This window comes from Paraburkholderia sp. PAMB 6770 (assembly GCF_057748135.1).
Map to the genome: position 1 here is coordinate 1,102,014 of NZ_CM173239.1, position 17,644 is coordinate 1,119,657.

The window sequence follows — 17,644 nt, forward strand, 5'->3', positions numbered from 1 at the left end:
CCGATAGTGGACCGATTACCGCCATGAACCCCAATCCGATCGACAATGCGGGCGCGCTCAAGGCGCTGCTGATGAACCTCTATACCGGCTGGGGCTACAACGCGTACCGCCAGGAGAACAAGGACCGCGCCGACGACCAGTTGATCCGCAACGGCGTGTGCGCGCTGCTCGGCGATGCGCGGGCCGCGCTCGGCGTGCACGCGGCGGCGCTGCGCCGCACGATTCCGGCGCCGAGCCGCGAGACGCCGTTTCCGGGCGCCGAAGAGCGGCGCCGGATCGGCGCGCTCGAGGCGCTCGGCCGCGAGATCGAGGCGCTCGAAACGCGGGTGCGCCACCTGCCGGCGCCGGAAAACGACGCAACGTGGCGGCGGCATCGCGCGGAGCGGGAGTTCCTGCCGCGCCTGATGGCCGCCGACGACGCGCTCGCCGGTTTCGCGCTGCGCGTGCTCGACGCGGCGAAGGCCGCGCCCGACGACGCCGCGCTTGCCGGCGCGCTCGCGGCGTTGCGCGAGGCGGTCGATGCGCGCAAGCAGGTGCTGTCGGTGTTTGCGGGCTAGCCAGCGGGTCAGGCTGCCGTCGGCAGACAGCCGCGTCACGGGCGGCCGGCGCCTGTTCGCCGCATCCGGCAGGGGGTGCGCTGCGGCGCTGTCGGCAAGGTCGGCCGGCGCGAGGTCGATCACCGGCAAGCTCCCCCCGGTATCGGGCGCGACGGGTTGCCCGTGTGCCGGCGGCGCGTTCACCGCCGGGTTGTCGATCACGCTGGCGCTCGGGCAGCGCTGACGCCCCGGCCGTTCCCGGCCGGACATCGGCACCGCGCGTGCAATGTGCGAAGCAGGAACGCTTCGTCTTTTTTCCCCGGTTTACCTGGCAATCCTGATGTTCTTCTTTCTGCCTCCTTGCTTGAGCCAAAAACAGACGGATGATGTTGCAAGGCTCCTGGGTCTGCCCCCTGGGCGGGCTCGTCAATGGCACAACGAAACTTTTGAAGAAGGGATCGGTTTCCACGAAGCAAGGGGCGCGCAAAGGATACGTCCAACCGATGGAAACGCCAACGTCCTTGAATCAGGCAAATTCTTTATGGTAGAGACGCGAAAGAAAATCGAGCAATGGCTATCCGTACTCCATGGCGCAGACCTGAGCGGCGTTCACCATGCGGCTGCCATGCTGACGCTTGGTTTCGGTCCGCTTGCGGAGGTCAGGAATTTCAGGGGTAGGGTGAAGCGCGTCGGAAAATGGGCGCTTCATGTGCAATGCGACTGGCGGATCGAGCGGGCGGGCGTGGCGATCGCCACGCGTGCGGACCTGTGCGGCTCCGATGACGACGCACAGGCCACAACCAGTCGTTTGTACGACGTACTTGTCAGGCCGGCACCGGTGAGCGTCGAGCAGATCTCGGCGAACGAGGCGGGTGGACTGGTGATTGCGCTATCGCGCGAGTATCGCCTGATCGTGATGCCGGACGGCGCCGGGAATAACGAGGACTGGCGCTTCTTCGCGACGGGCGTCGATGCTGCGCATCGGGTGGTGGCAGGCGGCGCCATCGCGCCCGAATCATTCGATTAGCGGTCGCGTGCGCGACACGCCGGCCTGGGTGCCGATCGATCGTCCACGCAGGCCGATGAGTGCGTGCGCCTGCGCGGGGCGACGCGCGCTCAGTCCGCCGCCGCCAGCGCGAGTTCGACGCCGGACTGCCGGATTGCGGCGGCGGCGCGCGGCGCGAGGCCGTCGTCGGTGACGATCAGGTCGAACGCATCGAGCGCCGCGACCCGGTACAGGCCGACCGTGCCGTACTTCGCGCTGCCCGACACGAGCACCGCGCGCGACGCGGCCTCGATGGCCGCGCGCTTCACGTCGATCTTCGGCGCGGACGGCGTGGTGACGCCGCGGCGCAGGTCCCACGAGCTGGCCGAAATGAACGCGACGTCGAGCACCATGTGCGACAGCGTCGCGGCCGCGAGCGGACCCACGCTCGACAGGTTCGCGTGATCGAGCTGGCCGCCGGTATGGATCACGTTCACGTGCGTTGCGCCCGACAGCGCGTGCACGATCGCGAAGTCGTTGGTGACGACCGTCATGCCGGCGAGCGACGCGACGTGGGGCACGATCGACAGCGTGGTCGTGCCCGCGTCGAGATAGATCGACATGCCCGCTTGCAGCGCCTGCGCGGCGCGCCGCGCGATCGCCTGCTTCTGCGGCTGCTCGACTTCGGCCTTCAGTTCGTGGCTCGGCTCGCTGTGCAGATGGCTCGCGATGCGCACGCCGCCCGGCACCGGATAGACGAGGCCGGCTTCTTCGAGCGCCGCGATGTCGCGCCGGATCGTCATGTGCGAGCAGCCGAACGACTCCATCAGCTGATGCACGGACAGCACCTTGTCGCGGCGCAACTGGCGCAGCATCGCTTCGCGCCGCTGGTCGGGGATCAGCGGCGCTTCGGGGGCGTCGGGTGGGGCTTTGCTCGACATGCGGATTCTCTGGGACGCGGACGGGCCGCCGGACCGCCGGGGCGGCGGCGCCCGGCAGTCCGTTATCTTAGCGGATCAGCGAGCCGAGCAGCAGCACGCCGACGAGCCCGACCAGCGACTGCAGCGACAGCATCAGCGTCCATGTGCGCAGCGTCTGCGCGATCGTCAGCTGGAAATACTCCTTGAAGAGCCAGAAGCCCGAGTCGTTCACGTGCGACAGCATCACCGCGCCCGAGGCCGTCGCGAGCGCGGGTGAGCGCATAGCCGACGGTGACGGGGAAAACAGGAGTTCGTAGTTCATCGTGGCATCCACGCGATGTGACGGAGGAGGGCGCCCGACACCGCGGTTGACGATGAATCGGACGGCGCCGGGCAGCGAGCCTTGACCGCGACCTTAACGTTATTTATCACATAGGTCAAATAATTTACCATTTATTCACATCGTCATCGCGAGCGAGGCTACAATGTCCGCACAGGAGGTGTTCCATGCAAACTCAGGCCCGAAGCCCGCTGCTGGGCTGTATCGCGGACGACTTCACCGGCGCGACCGATCTCGCCAGCATGCTGGTGCGCGCCGGCATGCGCACCGTGCAGACGATCGGCGTGCCCGCTGCCGCCGACCCGCTCGACGCCGATGCAGTCGTGGTCGCGCTGAAGTCGCGCACGATCGGGGCGGACGCGGCGGTCGCGCAGTCGCGCGCGGCGCTCGACTGGTTGCGCGCGCAGGGCTGCCGGCAGTTCTTCTTCAAGTACTGCTCGACATTCGATTCGACGGACGCGGGCAACATCGGCCCGGTCGCCGACGCGCTGCTCGACGCGCTCGCGGCGGACCGGCCGCAGGACGCCGGTTTCGCGATCGCGTGCCCGGCGTTTCCGGAGAACCGGCGCACCGTCTATCACGGCTATCTGTTCGTCGGCGACGGGCTGCTCAACGAGTCGGGCATGGAGCACCATCCGCTGACGCCGATGCGCGACCCGAACCTCGTGCGCGTGCTGCAGCGGCAGACGCGCTCGAAGGTCGGCCTGATTCCGTTCGAGACGCTCGCGCGCGGCGTCGACGCGGTGCGCGACGCGATCGGCCGCCTGCGCGCGGACGGCGTGCGCTTCGCGATTGCCGATGCGTTGTCCGATGCGGACCTGCGCACGCTCGGCGCAGCCTGCGCGGATCTCGCGCTCGTGACCGGCGGTTCGGGCATCGCGCTTGGCCTGCCCGACAATTTCCGGCGCGCCGGGCTGCTCGATCCCGCCGCCGAACCGGCGCGACTGCCGGCCGTCGACGGCGCGGCTGTCGTGCTGGCGGGCAGCGCCTCGAAGGCCACTCAGGCGCAGGTTGCCGAGTGGCTGAAGCGCCGGCCCGGGATGCGTATCGATCCGCGCGCGCTCGCGCGCGGCGAAGCGGTGGTCGATGCGGCGCTCGCGCTGGTCGAGCAGCATCGGCGCGGGCCCGCGCCGCAGCCGGTGCTGATCTACGCGACGGCCACGCCGGATGAAGTGAAGGCCGTGCAGGACGAACTCGGCAGCGGGGCCGGCGCACTCGTCGAAGCCGCGCTCGCGTCGCTCGCGCAGCGGCTGCTCGCGCGCGGCGTGCGCAAGTTCGTCGTGGCGGGCGGCGAGACGTCGGGCGCCGTGGTGCAGGCGCTCGGCGTGCGGATGCTGCGGATCGGACCGACGATCGATCCCGGCGTGCCGGTCACGGTCAGCGTCGGCGACACGCCGCTCGTGCTGGCGCTGAAGTCCGGCAACTTCGGCGGCGTGGATTTCTTCGCGAAGGCGCTGCGCTATGCGCAGGGGGTCGGTGCATGAAGCCGACCGGCACGCTCGCGGCAGGCGAGGCGAAATTGCGCGAGGAAATCTGCATGACGGGCGCGAGTCTCTACGCGCGCGGCTACACGGTGGGCAGCGCGGGCAACATCAGCGCGCGCTGCGGCGACGGCGGCTGGCTCATCACGCCGACCGACGCCTGTCTCGGGCAGCTCGATCCCGCGGATATCGCGAAGGTCGATGCGGATGGGCGTCACGTGGCGGGCGCGCCGCCGTCGAAGACGCTGGCGCTGCATCGCGGGATCTATGCGCGCAATCCGGCGACGCATGGCATCGTGCATACGCATTCCACCTCGCTCGTCGCGTTGACGCTCGCCGGCGTGTGGCGCGAGGACGATGTGCTGCCGCCGATCACGCCGTACTACGTGATGAAGGTGGGGCACGTGCCGCTGATTCGCTACCGCCGTCCCGGCGACCCGCAGGTGGCGCAGCAGATCGCCGCGCGCGCGGCCGAGGTGCGCGCGGTGCTGCTCGAACGGCTCGGTCCGGTGGTCTGGGAGCGCAGCGTCCGGCACGCGGCCTATGCGCTGGAGGAACTGGAGGAAACCGCGCGGCTGTGGCTGATGACCTCGCCGCGCCCGGCGCCGCTCGACGACGCGGCGCTCGACGAACTGCGCCAGGTGTTTGGCGCGCGCCGGTGAGCGGGCGCGGCCGCGCAGACCGGAACCGCGAGGATGACCCGGCCGCTCGCCCGGCTCATTTCGATGACGCCGGGTTCGCCGGTGCCGAACCGACCCGTGTCTGTGCGGCGCTGACGAGCCGGTTTGGCCGCGCCCGCATCGATGCGCCGAAGACCTGCGCCACCGGTTCGGATTGCGCCGGCGTGACGGCGCTGCCGGAACGCGGCGCGGTTTCCGGTTCGGTCACGGACGGCAACCGCGGACCCGAATGACGCAGCAGCGCGGCTCGTTCCGCGCGTTGCTCACCCAAACCGGAACAACGCCGCAGGGGTATCGACCAGCACCGCGCGCCGCTGATCCGGTTCCGTGACGAACGCCTCGAACTGCGCGTACGCGAGCGCCGGCGTCTGGACATCCTCGAACTGCGTATGCGGCCAGTCCGTGCCCCAGAGCAGCCGCTCGACGCCGAACGCGCGCACGAGCGGCGGCCACGCGCCTGCCGCGGCCGCGAGCGCGGCGGACGGATCGTGGCGCGCGGCGCCGACCCGGTACGCGGCCGACACCTTGACCCACACCCGACGGGTCGCGCCGAGCGCGAGCAACGCGGCGAAGCCCGGGTCTGCGATGCCGAGCGCCGGATCGAAGCGCCCGAAATGATCGACCACGATGTTGACGCCGCTTTTGAGCAGCGCCGGGATGACGGTCATGAGCCGCGCGGCTTCGACCTGCACTTCGAGATGCCAGCCGAGCGCGGCCATGCGTTCGAGCAGCGGCGCCCAGTTCGCGTCGGCGAAGTCGGGCAGCGCCGCGCCGATCAGGTTCGCGCGCACGCCCACGACGCCGCGCGCGTGCCAGGCGTCGAGGTGTGCAATGTCGCGCGCCGGATTCACGACGACGACACCGCGCAGCATCTGCGGGGACGCGTCGAGACTCGCGAGCAGGTAGTCGTTGTCGGTGCCGAGAAAGCTGGGCTGCACGAGCACGCCGTGCGACAGCCCGAGGCGCGCGAGCATCGCGCGGTAGCGTTCAGGCGGAGCGTCGTAGGCCGGCGCATAGCGCCGGCCGGATGCGAGCGCAAGGCCGCGCACGAACACGTGCGCGTGCGCGTCGATTCCCGTGATGGCGTGGGGGTGAGGCTCGGTCATGCGTGATGCTCAGGTGAGGGGCTCGGGGTGCTCGGGTTGCTCAGGGGGGCTCAGGTGGCCGGGTTGTCGGAAAGCGTGCGGCCGCGCGTTTCCGGCAGCATCAGGACGGCGAGCGCGACGATCGCATAGGCCGCCGCGGCATCGACGCCGATCGCGAAGCCCAGCGAATAGCGGCCCGCAAGGTGGCCGACCATCACCGGAAAGCCTGCGGATACGACACGTCCGAAGTTGTAGCAGAAACCCACGCCGGTGCCGCGCGTCCCGCGCGGATACAGTTCGTTGAACAGCGCGCCCATGCTGGCCGGAATGCCTGCTGCGAAGAAGCCGAGCGGGAAGCCGAGCATCAGCATCGCGGTGTTCGACATCGGCAGGAACACGTACAGGATCACCGTCGCGACGCAGCACAGCGCGAACAGCAGGATCGTCTGGCGCCGGCCGATTGCGTCGAGCAGATACGACGCCGCGATGCATCCGCAGAAAAACGCGGCAATGATCACCGCCAGATAGCCGCCGGTGCCGAGCACCGACAGATGCCGCTCCGTCTTCAGAAACGTGGGCAGCCACGTCGTCAGCGCGTAATAGCCGCCGTGCGCGCCGATGCCGAGCAGTCCGCCGATCAGCGTCATGCGCAGCACGTCCGGCGCGAAGATCGACAGCAGCGGCGTGCGGGCTGCGCGCCCGGTCCCCGCGAGCGTGCCTTGCGGCTCCTGGATATGACGGCGCAGATAGACGATCAGCAGCGCGGGCAGGGTGCCGAGGCCGAACATCAGCCGCCAGCCGAACGCGGCCGGCACGAACGAAAAGACGACCGCGTAGAGCAGCACCGCGGCGGCCCAGCCGACGGCCCACGCGCTTTGCATCGCCCCCATCGCCTTGCCGCGATGCGCGTTGCGGATGCTTTCGGCCATCAGCACCGCACCGGCCGCCCATTCGCCGCCGAAGCCGAAGCCCTGCAGTGCCTTTAGTACAACGAACTGATCGTAGGTCTGGGCGAACGCGCTGAGCAGCGTGAACACCGAAAACCACGCTACCGTGATCTGCAGCGTGCGCACCCGGCCGAGGCGGTCCGCGGCGGCGCCGCAGACCCAGCCGCCGAGCGCCGATGCGATCAGCGTCACGCCGCTCACGAAGCCCGCCTCGGTCTTGCTGATGCTCCATTGCGCGATGATCGCGGGAATCACCAGGCTGAACATCTGCACGTCGAGCGCATCGAGTGCCCAGCCGCCGAAACAGGCCCAGAACGTGCGCCGCTCGCCGGTCGAAATATCGCTATACCACGAGAACATCGGAACTCCACGCGCCGCGTATCGGCGCTGATGCGGGTTGAACTGCGAAACCTGAACGGCCGCCTCCGGCGGGCACGTCATGGACGCTCGCTGCGCGCCTGCGCGTTCAGCGGATTTCGATTTCGTACGCGAAGTGCTGCGCCGCGCCGCGCGACTGGCGCCATTCGAGCGGCGCGCCGTCATAGCCGTACGCGGTCCGCTCGATCACGACGACCGGACTGCCCGGACTGACGCCCAGCAGCGCGGCATCGGCGGCGGTGGCGGTGTCGACGGTGAGCCGCTCGTCGGCGCGCGCGATCACGCGGCCGCACTGCTTTTCGTAGAACGGGTAGAGGAGCGGGCCGATCGCGTCGAGCGGGTAGTCGGCCAGCACGGCGAACGCGTCGTACGGCAGCCAGATGTGCTCGGCGACGATCGGCTGTTGCTCGATCAGACGCACGCGCACGAGACGGATCGCTTTGGCGCCCGGCTTGAGCGCGAACTTCGCGACGACGGCTTTCGGCGCGCGCACGACGTCGCGTTCGAGAATGCGGCTTTGCGGCACGAGGCGCTCGCCGCGCGGCGACTGGAAGCGGAAGAAGCGGAACAGCGAGCGTTCGAAGGTCGCGCGGCGCACGAAGGTGCCGCGCCCCTGGAAGCGTTCGACGAGCCCCTCGCGTTCGAGCAGATCCACCGCCTTGCGCACCGTGCCGACCGCGAGATCGTAGGCGAGCGCGAGCTCCTGCTCGGTCGGCAGCGGCTCGTGCGGCTGCCATTCGAGCGCGGCGATGCGCGCGGCAAGCTGGTCGCGCAACTGGTGATAGCGGGGAATGCGGTTGTCCACGGTTTCGAGGGCCTGCGTGCCGGATAACAAGGAAGCCGGTTCGGCTAGATTCATATATATGTTTATATGAATTGGCCGGATTGGCGAGACGGGTTAACCCTGAACGGGTGCGCGAACGTGCGCCGCCTGGTTCAGTCAGGCGGCTACGGGAAGGCGGGAAGGCGGGCGGCGGGCGGCGAAAGCGGCGCGGCTGCGCTTCGGGGCGCCGCGCGCCGGCGTATCGCGCTACGCGGCGGGTGCGTGCAACGGGAAATGGCGCTGCACGAATTCGACGAAGCGGCTCGCGGCGCCGTTGCGCGGCGTGGTCGGATAGCACAACGTGAGCGGCGCCGTCAGCGTGTGCGGTTGCTTCACGCGGCAATAGACGACGCCGACCTGACTGTAATGCTGCATCGACGCGGGCACGAGCGTGATGCCGAGACCGGTCGACACCAGCTTGATGCCCGACAGCATGCGCGGCACTTCGCGCACGACATTCGGCGAGAAGCCGGCTTCGCGGCACGCGGTGAGGATGTCCGCGTACATGCCGGGCGCGCCGGGCCGGCGCACGAGGATGAAGTCTTCGTCGGCCAGCGCGCGCAGCGCGATGTCGGGCGGCGCTCCCCGCTTCGCGCGCCGCCGCGCGAGCAGCGGATGATCCTCGGGCAGCACGACGACCATGGGCTCCTCGTCGAGCACGTCGAAGGCGAGGTCCGGCGGCAGGGTCACCGGCTTGCGCAGGAACGCGACATGCACGAGGCCCCCGGCGAGACGCTCGTTGATTTCAGCCGCGTTCAGCTCGGTCAGATCGATGCCGACGCTCGGATGCTGCCGCCGGAATGCGCGGATTGCCTCGGTGGTGAGCGGATGGAAGCTGGCGGAACTGGTGAGGCCGATCGAGATCGTGCCGAGTTCGCCGCGCGCGATGCGTGCCGCGCGCTCGACTGACTGCTGCAGCCCGTCGAGCACGCGCTGCGCGTCCTGCGCGAACGCCTTGCCGGCCTCCGTCAGCACGACGCCGCGCGGCAGCCGCTCGAACAGGTCGAAGCCGATTTCTTCCTCCAGCAGGCGGATCTGCTGCGACAGCGGCGGCTGCTGCATCGCAAGCCGCGACGCCGCGCGCGTGAACTGTCCTTCTTCGGCGACCACCAGAAAATAGCGCAGATGCCGCAGTTCCATCGTTCGTCTCCTGTGTGTCTCCGCACGTCCCGTCGCGCATCCGGCAATCTATATTTTAAAAGTATGGATGGTGCCTGAAACCAGTATTTTACATTGGCGAGCGCGGACTCTACGATTTCGCCATCGCTGCGGATGCCGGTCGTCGAGACCCCTCGCGGCGAGGTCGGCAGAGATAAATAACAAGCCAGACAAAAAACCAGATAACAACCGGTTTCAGGAGACGCCAGTGAAAAAGCACTATCTTGCCGCCGCGTTTGCCGGCGCAGCCAGCCTGTCCGCGCATGCGCAGTCGTCCGTCACGCTCTACGGGGTGCTCGATACCAACATCGAATTCATCAATCATGCCAATGCAAGCGGCGGGTCCGTGGTGCGCGAGAATTCGGGCGGCCTCAGCAATTCGCGCTTCGGCATGCGCGGCACGGAAGACCTCGGCGGCGGCTATACGGCGTTTTTCGAACTGGAGGCGGGCTTCAACAGCAATGACGGCACGCAGGCTTCGTCCGGCGTACTGTTCAACCGGAACGCGTCGGTCGGCGTGTCGAATGCGTCGTTTGGCTCGCTGTCCGCGGGCCTGCAATACACCGCGATGTACGACATTCTCGAGAAGTACGATCCGATGGGCTACGCGCCGCAATATACGTGGTTTCCGACCACCGGTTCGTCCGACGATTTCTCGTACAAGGCGCGGCTCGACAATTCGGTCAAATACGTCGGCCAGTTCGGCGGCCTGAAGGCGATCGCGGACTACAGTTTCGGCGGCGATGCGGGCTCGTTCCAGAGCAGCGCCGCCTATGGCGGCGGGCTCGAATACGCGCTCGGTTCGCTGTCCGCCGCGTTCGCCTACGATTACCGCAACGGTGCGATCAATTCGAGCGGCACGTGGACGAAGTCGCGCAACTGGAGCCTGTCGGCACGCGACGAGATCGGCCCGGCGACGCTGATGGGCGGCTACGAGCACTACCTGTACGATCCGACCAGGGGTGCATCGACCGCGGCCGCGCTGTGGTTCGGCGGCGTGCGCTACCGTTTCGCGCCGGCCTTCCAGCTGACGGGCGCGGTGTACTACCAGAGCAACGCGACGAAGGGCGTGTCGAATGCGATCATGGGCGTCGTGAGCGCGGATTACGCGCTGTCCATCCGCACGGATGTGTACGCAACCGTCGGCTACGCGGCCGCGACGCGCAACGCGAACGGCACGTTCACGCCGGTCGGCGTCACCGACGAGACCGCGTTCTGGGCGAACCAGACCGCGGTGACGTTCGGCATCCGTCACCGCTTCTGAGCGACGGCGACACGAGGCGACACGAGGCGATACGAAGCGATACGAGGCACAGCATGAAAGCGCATCACGCGGGAGGAGTCCGATGAATCTGTTGAAGAGCTGGCGCGCAGATCGCGCGCGCGCGATACGCCGCTGCGCGGCGTTTGCGCTGATGGCGGCGTTGCCGCTCGCCGCGGCGCCGGGCGTCGCGCACGCGCAGCACGCGTACGCGCCGCACCTGCATCCGGTGGCGGTCATCGCGCCGCAGCGTTTGCGGCTCGATACGCCGCAGGGGCCGGCCGAGGCGCCGCTCTACCTGTCGGCGGACTGGGACGTGCCGCAGCCGGACATCGTGCGCGCGGTGATCGTGATTCACGGCAAGCTGCGCAACGCGGACGTGTATTACCGCACCGCGCAGCGGGCGCGCGACGCGTCGGGCGTGAGCGCGGCGAGCACGCTGCTCGTCGCGCCGCAGTTTCTCGCGACGCTCGACACGCGCGTACACGAGGTGCCCGCCGACATGCTGCGCTGGAAGGACAACGCGTGGATGGGCGGCGAACCGGCCGCGGGCCCGGTGCCGCTCAGCTCGTACGCGGTGCTCGATGCGATCGTCGCGCGCCTTGCGGACCGGCGGCACTTCCCGAACCTGAAGTACGTGACGTTCGCCGGTCATTCGGGCGGCGCCCAGGTCGTGCAGCGCTACGCGGTGGCCGCGCACGACCTGCGTGCGCTGACGCAAGAGGGGATCGACGTGCGCTACGTCGTGTCGAGCCCGTCTTCGTACGCGTATTTCGATGCGCAGCGCCCTGACGGCCACGGCGGCTTTGCACCGTTCGACGCATCGCGCTGCCCGGGCTTCGACGACTGGAAGTACGGGATGCAGGCGCGCCCGCCCTACGTGGCCGATCGCACGCCCGCGCAGCTCGAAGCGGCTTATGTGAAGCGCCGCGTCGTGTACCTGGTCGGCGGCAGCGACGACAGTCCGGTGCAGGCTGCGCTCGACCGCAGTTGTCCGGCCGAGGCGCAGGGCAGCGAGCGCGTCGCGCGCGCCGAAGGCTATGTGCGCTATCTGCGGATGCGGCATCCGCAGGGGCTGGACCAGCAGTTTCACGTGGTGCCCGGCGTTGGCCACAATGGCGCGCGTATGCTGAGTTCGCCGTGTGCGCTGGCAACGATGTTCGGAACAGGAGCATGCACGCAATGAACCCCACCCACGTTTCAGGCGACGCCATCGCCGCGCCGGCCATGAGCGCGCGGATGGTGCGGCGCGCGATCGTCTCCTCGGTGCTCGGCAGCGGGCTCGAATGGTTCGATTTTCTCGTCTACGGCTACTTCTCGAAGATCATCGCGCAGGTGTTCTTTCCGGCCGACCGGCCGTTCGTGTCGATCGCGCTGACGCTGGCCACGTTTGCGATCGGTTTCCTCGTGCGCCCGCTCGGCGGCGTGCTGCTCGGCATGTACGCGGACCGCATGGGCCGCCGGCGCGCGCTCGCCATGCTGATCGTCACGATGGCCGCGAGTACGCTGCTGATGGGCCTCACGCCGTCGTATGCGACGCTCGGCGTGGCCGCGCCGCTGCTGATCGTGCTCGCGCGCCTGCTGCAGGGGTTGTCGGTGGGCGGCCAGTTCGCGACGGCCTCGGCGATGCTCGTCGAGTATGCGCCGCCCGGCAAGAAGATGTTCTACGGCAGCTTCAACATGTCCGCGCAGGCGTTTGCGTTGCTGCTGTCGTCGGGCACCGGCTGGCTGCTGACGACGCATCTCACGCATGCGCAGCTCGTCGCGTGGGGCTGGCGTCTGCCGTTCCTGCTGGGCGCGCTCGCGGGACCGGTGGGCTTCTACATCCGCCACCGCGTCGCGGAATCGCCGGAATTCGCGCTGCTGCACGAACGGCGCGATGCGCCGAAGCGCGAAGGCCTGCGCGCGTTCTTCCGCAATAACACCGACACGGTGATCTGTGCAATGGGCGTGATCATCGTTGGTGCGGCAACCAATTATGTGTGGCATTCCTATCTGCCGCTGTATGTCGAGCGGCAACTGCATCTGCCGCTGTCCACCGCGCTGGTCGGCGCATTCGTCTCGGGCGTGCTGAATCTCGGGCTCTTTCCGCTCGCGGGACGGCTGTGCGACCGCTATGGCGCGTACCGGCTGTTCTACCCGGTCGTGATCGCGTGGGTGCTCGTCGCGTATCCGCTGTTCGACTTCGTGATTTCCGCGCCGTCGCCGCTGCATCTGTTCATCGCGCAGATGGTAGCCACGGTGTTTCTCGCCGCGATGTCCGGTTCGCACCCCGGCATGCTCGCCACGCTGTTTCCGGTGCGCCACCGCTCGACCGGCGTCGCGCTGTCGTACAACATCGCGGTGACGCTGTTCGGCGGGCTCGCACCGCTCACGATCACGACGCTGACGCACTGGAGCGGCAGCAGCTTCATGCCGGCGTTCTATCTGATCGTGGCCGGCCTCGTGTCGCTGGCGATGGTGTTTTTCACGAAGTCCGGGCGCGATCCCGAGCCGGTGCACCGCGCCGGTTCGGCGGCCGCGCAATGATTTTTATCACGTACTCCCAGGTTTTGCATGTCCGAGATTTTTCCACCCGGCGACGAGCGTGCGCCGAACGAGCGGCCTGTCACGGTGGTGGCGCCGCACCGGCTCACGGTCGCGTGCGCCGCGGGCCGCGGCGTCACGCCGCTGTACGTCACCTGCGACTGGAGCGTGCGGCAGCCGGCGATCCGGCGCGCGGTGATCCTGATTCACGGGCGTCTGCGCAACGCCGACGCCTATTTCGAGCTGGCGCGGCAGGCCCGCGCCGCGGCGGGCGGCGACGAGCACGATACGCTGCTGATCGTGCCGCAGTTTCTTGCCGAAGCCGATGTCGACGCGCACCGGCTGCCGCCCGATACGCTGCGCTGGGACTGGACGGGCTGGATGGGCGGCGACGCGGCGACGGGCGCGGCGCCGCTCAGTTCGTTCGACGTGCTCGACGCGATGCTCGACGCGCTCGCGCAGCGCGAGCAGTTTCCGTCGCTCGCGTCGATCGTGATCGCGGGCCACTCGGGCGGCGGCCAGGTCGCGCAGCGCTACGCGGTGCTCACGCGGGGCGAGGCGCCGCTTGCGGGTAGCGGGATCGCGCTGCGCTATGTGATTGCGAATCCGTCGTCATACGTGTATTTCGACACGCTGCGCCCGACGCCGGACGGCGGCTTCGCGCCGTTCGACGCGGCGCGCTGCCCCGGTTTCGACGACTGGAAATACGGATTGAACCGGTTGCCGGCCTACGCGCGGGCGGGCGGCGAGGCGTTCGACGCCCGCGCGCTCGAACAGGCGTATGCGGGCCGCGACGTGACCGTGCTGCTAGGGGGCGAGGACCGCGATCCCGCGCATCCGGCGCTCGACACGTCCTGTGCGGCGCAGGCGCAGGGCGCGCATCGCCTCGCGCGCGGGCTCGCGTACGCGCGCTACATGCAGAGGCGGCATCCGTCGGAGCCGCGGCACCGCACGCGCGTGATCGAAGGCGTCGGGCACGACGGCATGGGCATATTCACGTCGCCGCAGGGCGTCGCGGCGCTGTTCGACGAGGCGCCGCCGCGGCTTCCATAAACGAAAGCCTATCGTTTGCAAAACTATGTCCAATTAGCCGCGCCGGCCATTCGGCTCTAGACTCAGGCGGTTCTGTTCCATGCCGCCCATGTCGACCACCCTCGTCTATACCCATGCCGCCTGCCTCGATCACCAGCCGGGTGCGGATCATCCGGAGTCGCCGGAGCGGCTGCGCGCGGTTCTGCGCGCGCTGAAAGCGCCGGAGTTCGCCGCGCTCGAATGGCGCGAGGCGCCGCCCGGCACGCTCGATCAGGTACAGCTCATCCACACGCCGGACTTCGTCGACGATATCGCGCGCGCCGTGCCGCAGCGCGGACGCGTGGCGCTCGATGCCGGCGATACGGTGATGTCTCCCGGCTCGTGGGAGGCGGTGATGCGCTGCGTGGGCGCCGCGTGCGCGGGCGTCGACGCGGTGATGAGCGACGCCGCGCGCAACGTGTTCTGCGCGACGCGCCCGTGCGGTCACCACGCCGAACCGGACCGCGCGATGGGCTTTTGCATCTTCAATCAGGCCGCGATTGCGGCGGCCTACGCGTGCGACGCGTATGGCGTCGAGCGGGTTGCAGTGGTCGACTTCGACGTGCATCACGGCAACGGGACGCAGCGTGCATTTCTGTCGCGGCCGGGGCTGCTGTATGCGTCGAGCCATCAGTGGCCGCTTTATCCCGGCACCGGGGCGGCTTCCGAGACCGGGCCGAACCACAATATCGTCAACGTGCCGCTCGGACGCGGGTGCGATTCGACGCAGTTTCGCGCGCGCATGGCGGCGGACCTGTTGCCGGCGGTGCGCGATTTCGGGCCGCAGCTGCTGATCGTGTCGGCGGGCTTCGATGCGCACCGTCTCGATCCGCTCGCGGGACTGAGCCTCGAAGACGACGACTTCGGCTGGATCACGCGGGAACTCGTGCAGATTGCCGACGTCGCGTGCAACGGTCGCATCGTGTCGATCCTCGAAGGCGGGTACAGCCTCGACGGGCTCGCGAGCGGCGCGGCCGCACACGTGCGCGCGCTGATGAGCGCGCCGGCCCGCTGACGCTCACGGCCGGACTCGCCCCGTGCAACTCGACCCGTCGCTGTTCGGCCGGCTGTCCTTCGCGCATGCGGAGCCGGCCCGCGCCGCGCTGCCGCCCGGCCAGCACCGGCTTGGCCTGTCGGCGCAGCGCGATGCGCTGCTGTACGTGCCGGACACGCTGGATCCGCACGCGCCTGTCCCGCTGCTCGTGATGTTTCATGGAGCCGGCGGCTTCCCCGAGAAAGTCCTGCCGCATGTCGAAGCGCACGCGCGGCGTCACGGGTTTCTGATCCTCGCGCCGCATTCGGTCTATCCGACCTGGGATCTCGTGATCGGCGGCAACGGTCCCGATCTCGAACGCCTGCAGCAGGCGCTGGTCGAGGTGACGTCGCGCTTCCGGATCGATCGCGCGCGGCTCGGCTTCGCGGGCTTCTCCGATGGCGCGAGCTACGCGCTGTCGATCGGCGTGACGAACGGCGATATCGCGAGCCACGTGATCGCGTTTTCCGGCGGCTTCATGTCGGTGTTCATGCAGCACGGTACGCCGAAGATCTTCATTGCGCACGGGCTTGCCGACGAGCAGTTGCCGATCGGAACGAGTGGCCGCGCGAACGCAGCCACGCTCGAAGCAGCGGGCTACGACGTGCGCTACGTCGAATTCAATGGCCCGCATGCGATCCAGCCCGCCATCGCGGCGATGGCGATCGATTTCTTTCTCGCGTGACGCACCGCGTGGAACATAAGTATGCAGTCCGAATGAAATAGACGAGGAACGGGAATCGCGGATGGACTTTGACATACCCGAAGCACTGATCCGGCCGCTGCTGGCGATGATCGACGCCGCTTCGCCGCTTGCAAGGCGGCTGAACGAACAGGGGCTGCATCACGGCCGCACCGTCGTCGCGAGCCGGCTGTTCGATACCGGATCGCTGAATTCGCTGTACTGGCTGTGTCGCTCGCACGGCGAGCATACGCTGCTGTTCCAGATGCTCGCGTTCGACAACGTGCGCCGCGCGCCGCAGGCGCGCGAGATACCGTCGCTCGACCAGCTGGTGCCGGGTCTCGTCGCCTACCTCGCGCGCGATGCGATCGACGGCTGGCTGTACCGCAGCGGCCGCGACGGCGTGCTGCTGCCGTGGCTCGTGTACCGCATGCGCCACATCGAGCCGGACCAGGGCATGTCATACGTGATCGTCGACATGCTGGCGAACACGATGCAATCGGCCAATGCGGATCTGACCGATCCCGCGACGCGCCGCTCGGGCATGACGACCTCGCTCGTGCTTTACCGGCATGACATCGCGGGCCGCACGATCCCCGAGCTGCTCGCGCAGTTCGGCTTCTACAAGGAGTGCGCGGAATTCCGCCGCGAGTACGATGAGCACGCGCAGCGCTTCTTGCAGATGCAGCGGCGTTTCGGCGCGCAGTTTCTCGTCGGGCGCGCGGTATTCACGGTCGGTGAGAACGGTGCGACCGAAGCGGTCCGGCTTGGCGACGGCGTCGCCGCGCGCTGCGTGAACGACGAGGAGACGCTCGGCCGCCGCTTCGAGCTGAACCACGACGCGGACTTCTGGCGTAGCGCGGGCATCGCGCAGGGCTTCGACAGCATTCCGCTGCACGGCTACGTGAACCTGTTTCATCTCGACTGGCACCGGAGTGTCTGGGCGCACGTGCGCAACCTCAGCGAGTATCCGTACCGGCCCGAACTGCGCGACAAGCTGGTGCTGCCGGATGCGGACCGCGACCTGATCGACATGCTCACGTCGGACATGCAGGCCCACGCGCAGGACTTCGTCGCGGGCAAGTCGGGCGGCACGACGATCCTGTGCGAAGGGGCGCCGGGGCTCGGCAAGACGCTGACCGCCGAGGTCTACGCGGAGGTGGTCGGCAAGCCGCTGTACCGCGTGCATTCGGGGCAGCTCGGCACCACCGCCGCGTCGGTCGGCGCGGCGCTCTCGGGGATCCTGCGGCGCGCGATGCGCTGGGGCGCGATCGTGCTGCTCGACGAGGCCGACGTGTACATTCGCCAGCGCGACAACGATCTCGAACACAATGCGATCGTCGCCGAGTTTCTGCGCACGCTCGAGTATTTCAGCGGGCTGCTGTTCATGACGACCAACCGGGTCGGCGATGTCGACGACGCGATCCTGTCGCGCTGCATTGCGACGGTGCGTTACGCGACACCGTCCCCGGGCGACGCGACGCGGCTATGGACGCTGCTGGCCGCGCAGTTCGGCGCGCCGCTCTCCGAGGCGCTGATCGGCACGCTCGTCGGCGCGTTCCCGCACGCGAGCGGACGCGACATCAAGGAACTGTTGAAGCTCGCGGTGCGTTATGGCCGCGCGAAACAGGTGCCGCTGTCCGAACCGGTGTTCCGGCTGTGCGCGCAGTTTCGCCGCATCGGGCGGTGAGGGGCGCGCCGGAGCAAAAATAGCGTCGGTCTGCGTCAGCGGGCTTCG

General features: G+C 68.6%; 18 protein-coding genes. 12 read left to right on the forward strand and 6 right to left on the reverse strand.

What is annotated here, in order from left to right; genetic code table 11:
* The first annotated feature begins 23 nt into the window (after positions 1-23).
* A complete protein-coding gene (locus tag AC3AP7_RS22340; RefSeq protein ID WP_487364721.1) occupies positions 24-557 on the forward strand; it encodes a hypothetical protein in 534 nt (177 codons plus the stop codon).
* Between the two features lie 265 nt (positions 558-822).
* A complete protein-coding gene (locus AC3AP7_RS22345) occupies positions 823-1,563 on the forward strand; it encodes a hypothetical protein (RefSeq protein ID WP_487364722.1) in 741 nt (246 codons plus the stop codon).
* Positions 1,564-1,652: 89 nt separating this feature from the next.
* Here the strand turns inward: AC3AP7_RS22345 and AC3AP7_RS22350 are convergent, their stop codons facing one another.
* Entirely contained in the window at positions 1,653-2,462 is an 810-nt protein-coding gene (locus AC3AP7_RS22350; RefSeq protein ID WP_487364723.1) for a DeoR/GlpR family DNA-binding transcription regulator, read from the reverse strand.
* Positions 2,463-2,529: 67 nt separating this feature from the next.
* On the reverse strand, positions 2,530-2,763 hold the full coding sequence (locus tag AC3AP7_RS22355) for a GntT/GntP/DsdX family permease (RefSeq protein ID WP_487364724.1): 234 nt from the start codon (positions 2,761-2,763) through the stop codon (positions 2,530-2,532).
* Between the two features lie 185 nt (positions 2,764-2,948).
* Between AC3AP7_RS22355 and otnK the strand changes: the two genes are divergently transcribed.
* The 3 genes from otnK to AC3AP7_RS22370 are packed head-to-tail and all read left to right on the forward strand — an operon-like array spanning position 2,949 to position 5,175.
* Entirely contained in the window at positions 2,949-4,265 is a 1,317-nt protein-coding gene (gene otnK / locus AC3AP7_RS22360; protein WP_487364725.1) for a 3-oxo-tetronate kinase, read from the forward strand.
* A complete protein-coding gene (otnC, locus tag AC3AP7_RS22365; RefSeq protein ID WP_487364726.1) occupies positions 4,262-4,924 on the forward strand; it encodes a 3-oxo-tetronate 4-phosphate decarboxylase in 663 nt (220 codons plus the stop codon). The genes otnK and otnC overlap by 4 nt, the downstream gene beginning before the upstream one ends.
* Positions 4,921-5,175 carry a hypothetical protein gene (locus AC3AP7_RS22370; protein ID WP_487364727.1) on the forward strand — a complete coding sequence of 85 codons (255 nt, stop codon included), beginning with the start codon at positions 4,921-4,923 and terminating at the stop codon, positions 5,173-5,175. The genes otnC and AC3AP7_RS22370 overlap by 4 nt, the downstream gene beginning before the upstream one ends.
* Positions 5,176-5,205: 30 nt before the next feature.
* On the opposite strand, the gene AC3AP7_RS22375 is transcribed toward AC3AP7_RS22370, so the two are convergent.
* The 4 genes from AC3AP7_RS22375 to AC3AP7_RS22390 form a co-directional block, all read right to left on the reverse strand.
* Positions 5,206-6,048, reverse strand: coding sequence for an amidohydrolase family protein (locus tag AC3AP7_RS22375; RefSeq protein WP_487364728.1), 843 nt, complete (start codon positions 6,046-6,048; stop codon positions 5,206-5,208).
* A gap of 50 nt (positions 6,049-6,098) precedes the next feature.
* The gene (locus tag AC3AP7_RS22380) at positions 6,099-7,334 is read right to left on the reverse strand and encodes an MFS transporter (RefSeq protein WP_487364729.1); all 1,236 of its coding nucleotides are present in this window, start codon (positions 7,332-7,334) and stop codon (positions 6,099-6,101) included.
* Positions 7,335-7,440: 106 nt separating this feature from the next.
* Positions 7,441-8,211: a GntR family transcriptional regulator gene (locus AC3AP7_RS22385; RefSeq protein ID WP_487364730.1), complete on the reverse strand. Its 771-nt coding sequence runs from the start codon at positions 8,209-8,211 to the stop codon at positions 7,441-7,443.
* Positions 8,212-8,382: 171 nt separating this feature from the next.
* Positions 8,383-9,315 carry a LysR family transcriptional regulator gene (locus tag AC3AP7_RS22390; protein ID WP_487364731.1) on the reverse strand — a complete coding sequence of 311 codons (933 nt, stop codon included), beginning with the start codon at positions 9,313-9,315 and terminating at the stop codon, positions 8,383-8,385.
* A 226-nt stretch (positions 9,316-9,541) separates the two neighbouring features.
* On the opposite strand from AC3AP7_RS22390, the gene AC3AP7_RS22395 reads away from it, so the two are divergent.
* The 7 genes from AC3AP7_RS22395 (at position 9,542) to AC3AP7_RS22425 (ending at position 17,596) form a co-directional block, all read left to right on the forward strand.
* Positions 9,542-10,597, forward strand: a complete 1,056-nt coding sequence (locus AC3AP7_RS22395) for a porin (RefSeq protein ID WP_487364732.1) — start codon at positions 9,542-9,544, stop codon at positions 10,595-10,597.
* Between the two features lie 151 nt (positions 10,598-10,748).
* The gene (locus AC3AP7_RS22400; RefSeq protein ID WP_487364977.1) at positions 10,749-11,780 is read left to right on the forward strand and encodes an alpha/beta hydrolase; all 1,032 of its coding nucleotides are present in this window, start codon (positions 10,749-10,751) and stop codon (positions 11,778-11,780) included.
* Positions 11,777-13,123, forward strand: coding sequence for an MFS transporter (locus tag AC3AP7_RS22405; RefSeq protein ID WP_487364733.1), 1,347 nt, complete (start codon positions 11,777-11,779; stop codon positions 13,121-13,123). The genes AC3AP7_RS22400 and AC3AP7_RS22405 overlap by 4 nt, the downstream gene beginning before the upstream one ends.
* Positions 13,124-13,150: 27 nt before the next feature.
* Positions 13,151-14,173, forward strand: a complete 1,023-nt coding sequence (locus tag AC3AP7_RS22410) for an alpha/beta fold hydrolase (protein ID WP_487364734.1) — start codon at positions 13,151-13,153, stop codon at positions 14,171-14,173.
* Between the two features lie 88 nt (positions 14,174-14,261).
* The gene (locus AC3AP7_RS22415; protein WP_487364735.1) at positions 14,262-15,206 is read left to right on the forward strand and encodes a histone deacetylase family protein; all 945 of its coding nucleotides are present in this window, start codon (positions 14,262-14,264) and stop codon (positions 15,204-15,206) included.
* Positions 15,207-15,228: 22 nt separating this feature from the next.
* On the forward strand, positions 15,229-15,909 hold the full coding sequence (locus AC3AP7_RS22420) for an alpha/beta hydrolase (RefSeq protein ID WP_487364736.1): 681 nt from the start codon (positions 15,229-15,231) through the stop codon (positions 15,907-15,909).
* 61 nt (positions 15,910-15,970) lie between these two features.
* Positions 15,971-17,596 (forward strand): AAA family ATPase, encoded by a 1,626-nt coding sequence (locus AC3AP7_RS22425; protein ID WP_487364737.1) that lies wholly within the window; start codon positions 15,971-15,973, stop codon positions 17,594-17,596.
* Positions 17,597-17,644 lie beyond the last annotated feature (48 nt).

Bases quoted from the DNA above. Each gene is read 5' to 3' on its own strand.
- AC3AP7_RS22340 (WP_487364721.1), top strand. From the start codon at position 24: ATGAACCCCAATCCGATCGACAATGCGGGCGCGCTCAAGGCGCTGCTG.
- AC3AP7_RS22345 (WP_487364722.1), top strand. From the start codon at position 823: ATGTGCGAAGCAGGAACGCTTCGTCTTTTTTCCCCGGTTTACCTGGCA.
- AC3AP7_RS22350 (WP_487364723.1), bottom strand. From the start codon at position 2,462: ATGTCGAGCAAAGCCCCACCCGACGCCCCCGAAGCGCCGCTGATCCCC.
- AC3AP7_RS22355 (WP_487364724.1), bottom strand. From the start codon at position 2,763: ATGAACTACGAACTCCTGTTTTCCCCGTCACCGTCGGCTATGCGCTCA.
- otnK (WP_487364725.1), top strand. From the start codon at position 2,949: ATGCAAACTCAGGCCCGAAGCCCGCTGCTGGGCTGTATCGCGGACGAC.
- otnC (WP_487364726.1), top strand. From the start codon at position 4,262: ATGAAGCCGACCGGCACGCTCGCGGCAGGCGAGGCGAAATTGCGCGAG.
- AC3AP7_RS22375 (WP_487364728.1), bottom strand. From the start codon at position 6,048: ATGACCGAGCCTCACCCCCACGCCATCACGGGAATCGACGCGCACGCG.
- AC3AP7_RS22380 (WP_487364729.1), bottom strand. From the start codon at position 7,334: ATGTTCTCGTGGTATAGCGATATTTCGACCGGCGAGCGGCGCACGTTC.
- AC3AP7_RS22385 (WP_487364730.1), bottom strand. From the start codon at position 8,211: ATGAATCTAGCCGAACCGGCTTCCTTGTTATCCGGCACGCAGGCCCTC.
- AC3AP7_RS22390 (WP_487364731.1), bottom strand. From the start codon at position 9,315: ATGGAACTGCGGCATCTGCGCTATTTTCTGGTGGTCGCCGAAGAAGGA.
- AC3AP7_RS22400 (WP_487364977.1), top strand. From the start codon at position 10,749: ATGGCGGCGTTGCCGCTCGCCGCGGCGCCGGGCGTCGCGCACGCGCAG.
- AC3AP7_RS22405 (WP_487364733.1), top strand. From the start codon at position 11,777: ATGAACCCCACCCACGTTTCAGGCGACGCCATCGCCGCGCCGGCCATG.
- AC3AP7_RS22410 (WP_487364734.1), top strand. From the start codon at position 13,151: ATGTCCGAGATTTTTCCACCCGGCGACGAGCGTGCGCCGAACGAGCGG.
- AC3AP7_RS22415 (WP_487364735.1), top strand. From the start codon at position 14,262: ATGTCGACCACCCTCGTCTATACCCATGCCGCCTGCCTCGATCACCAG.
- AC3AP7_RS22425 (WP_487364737.1), top strand. From the start codon at position 15,971: ATGGACTTTGACATACCCGAAGCACTGATCCGGCCGCTGCTGGCGATG.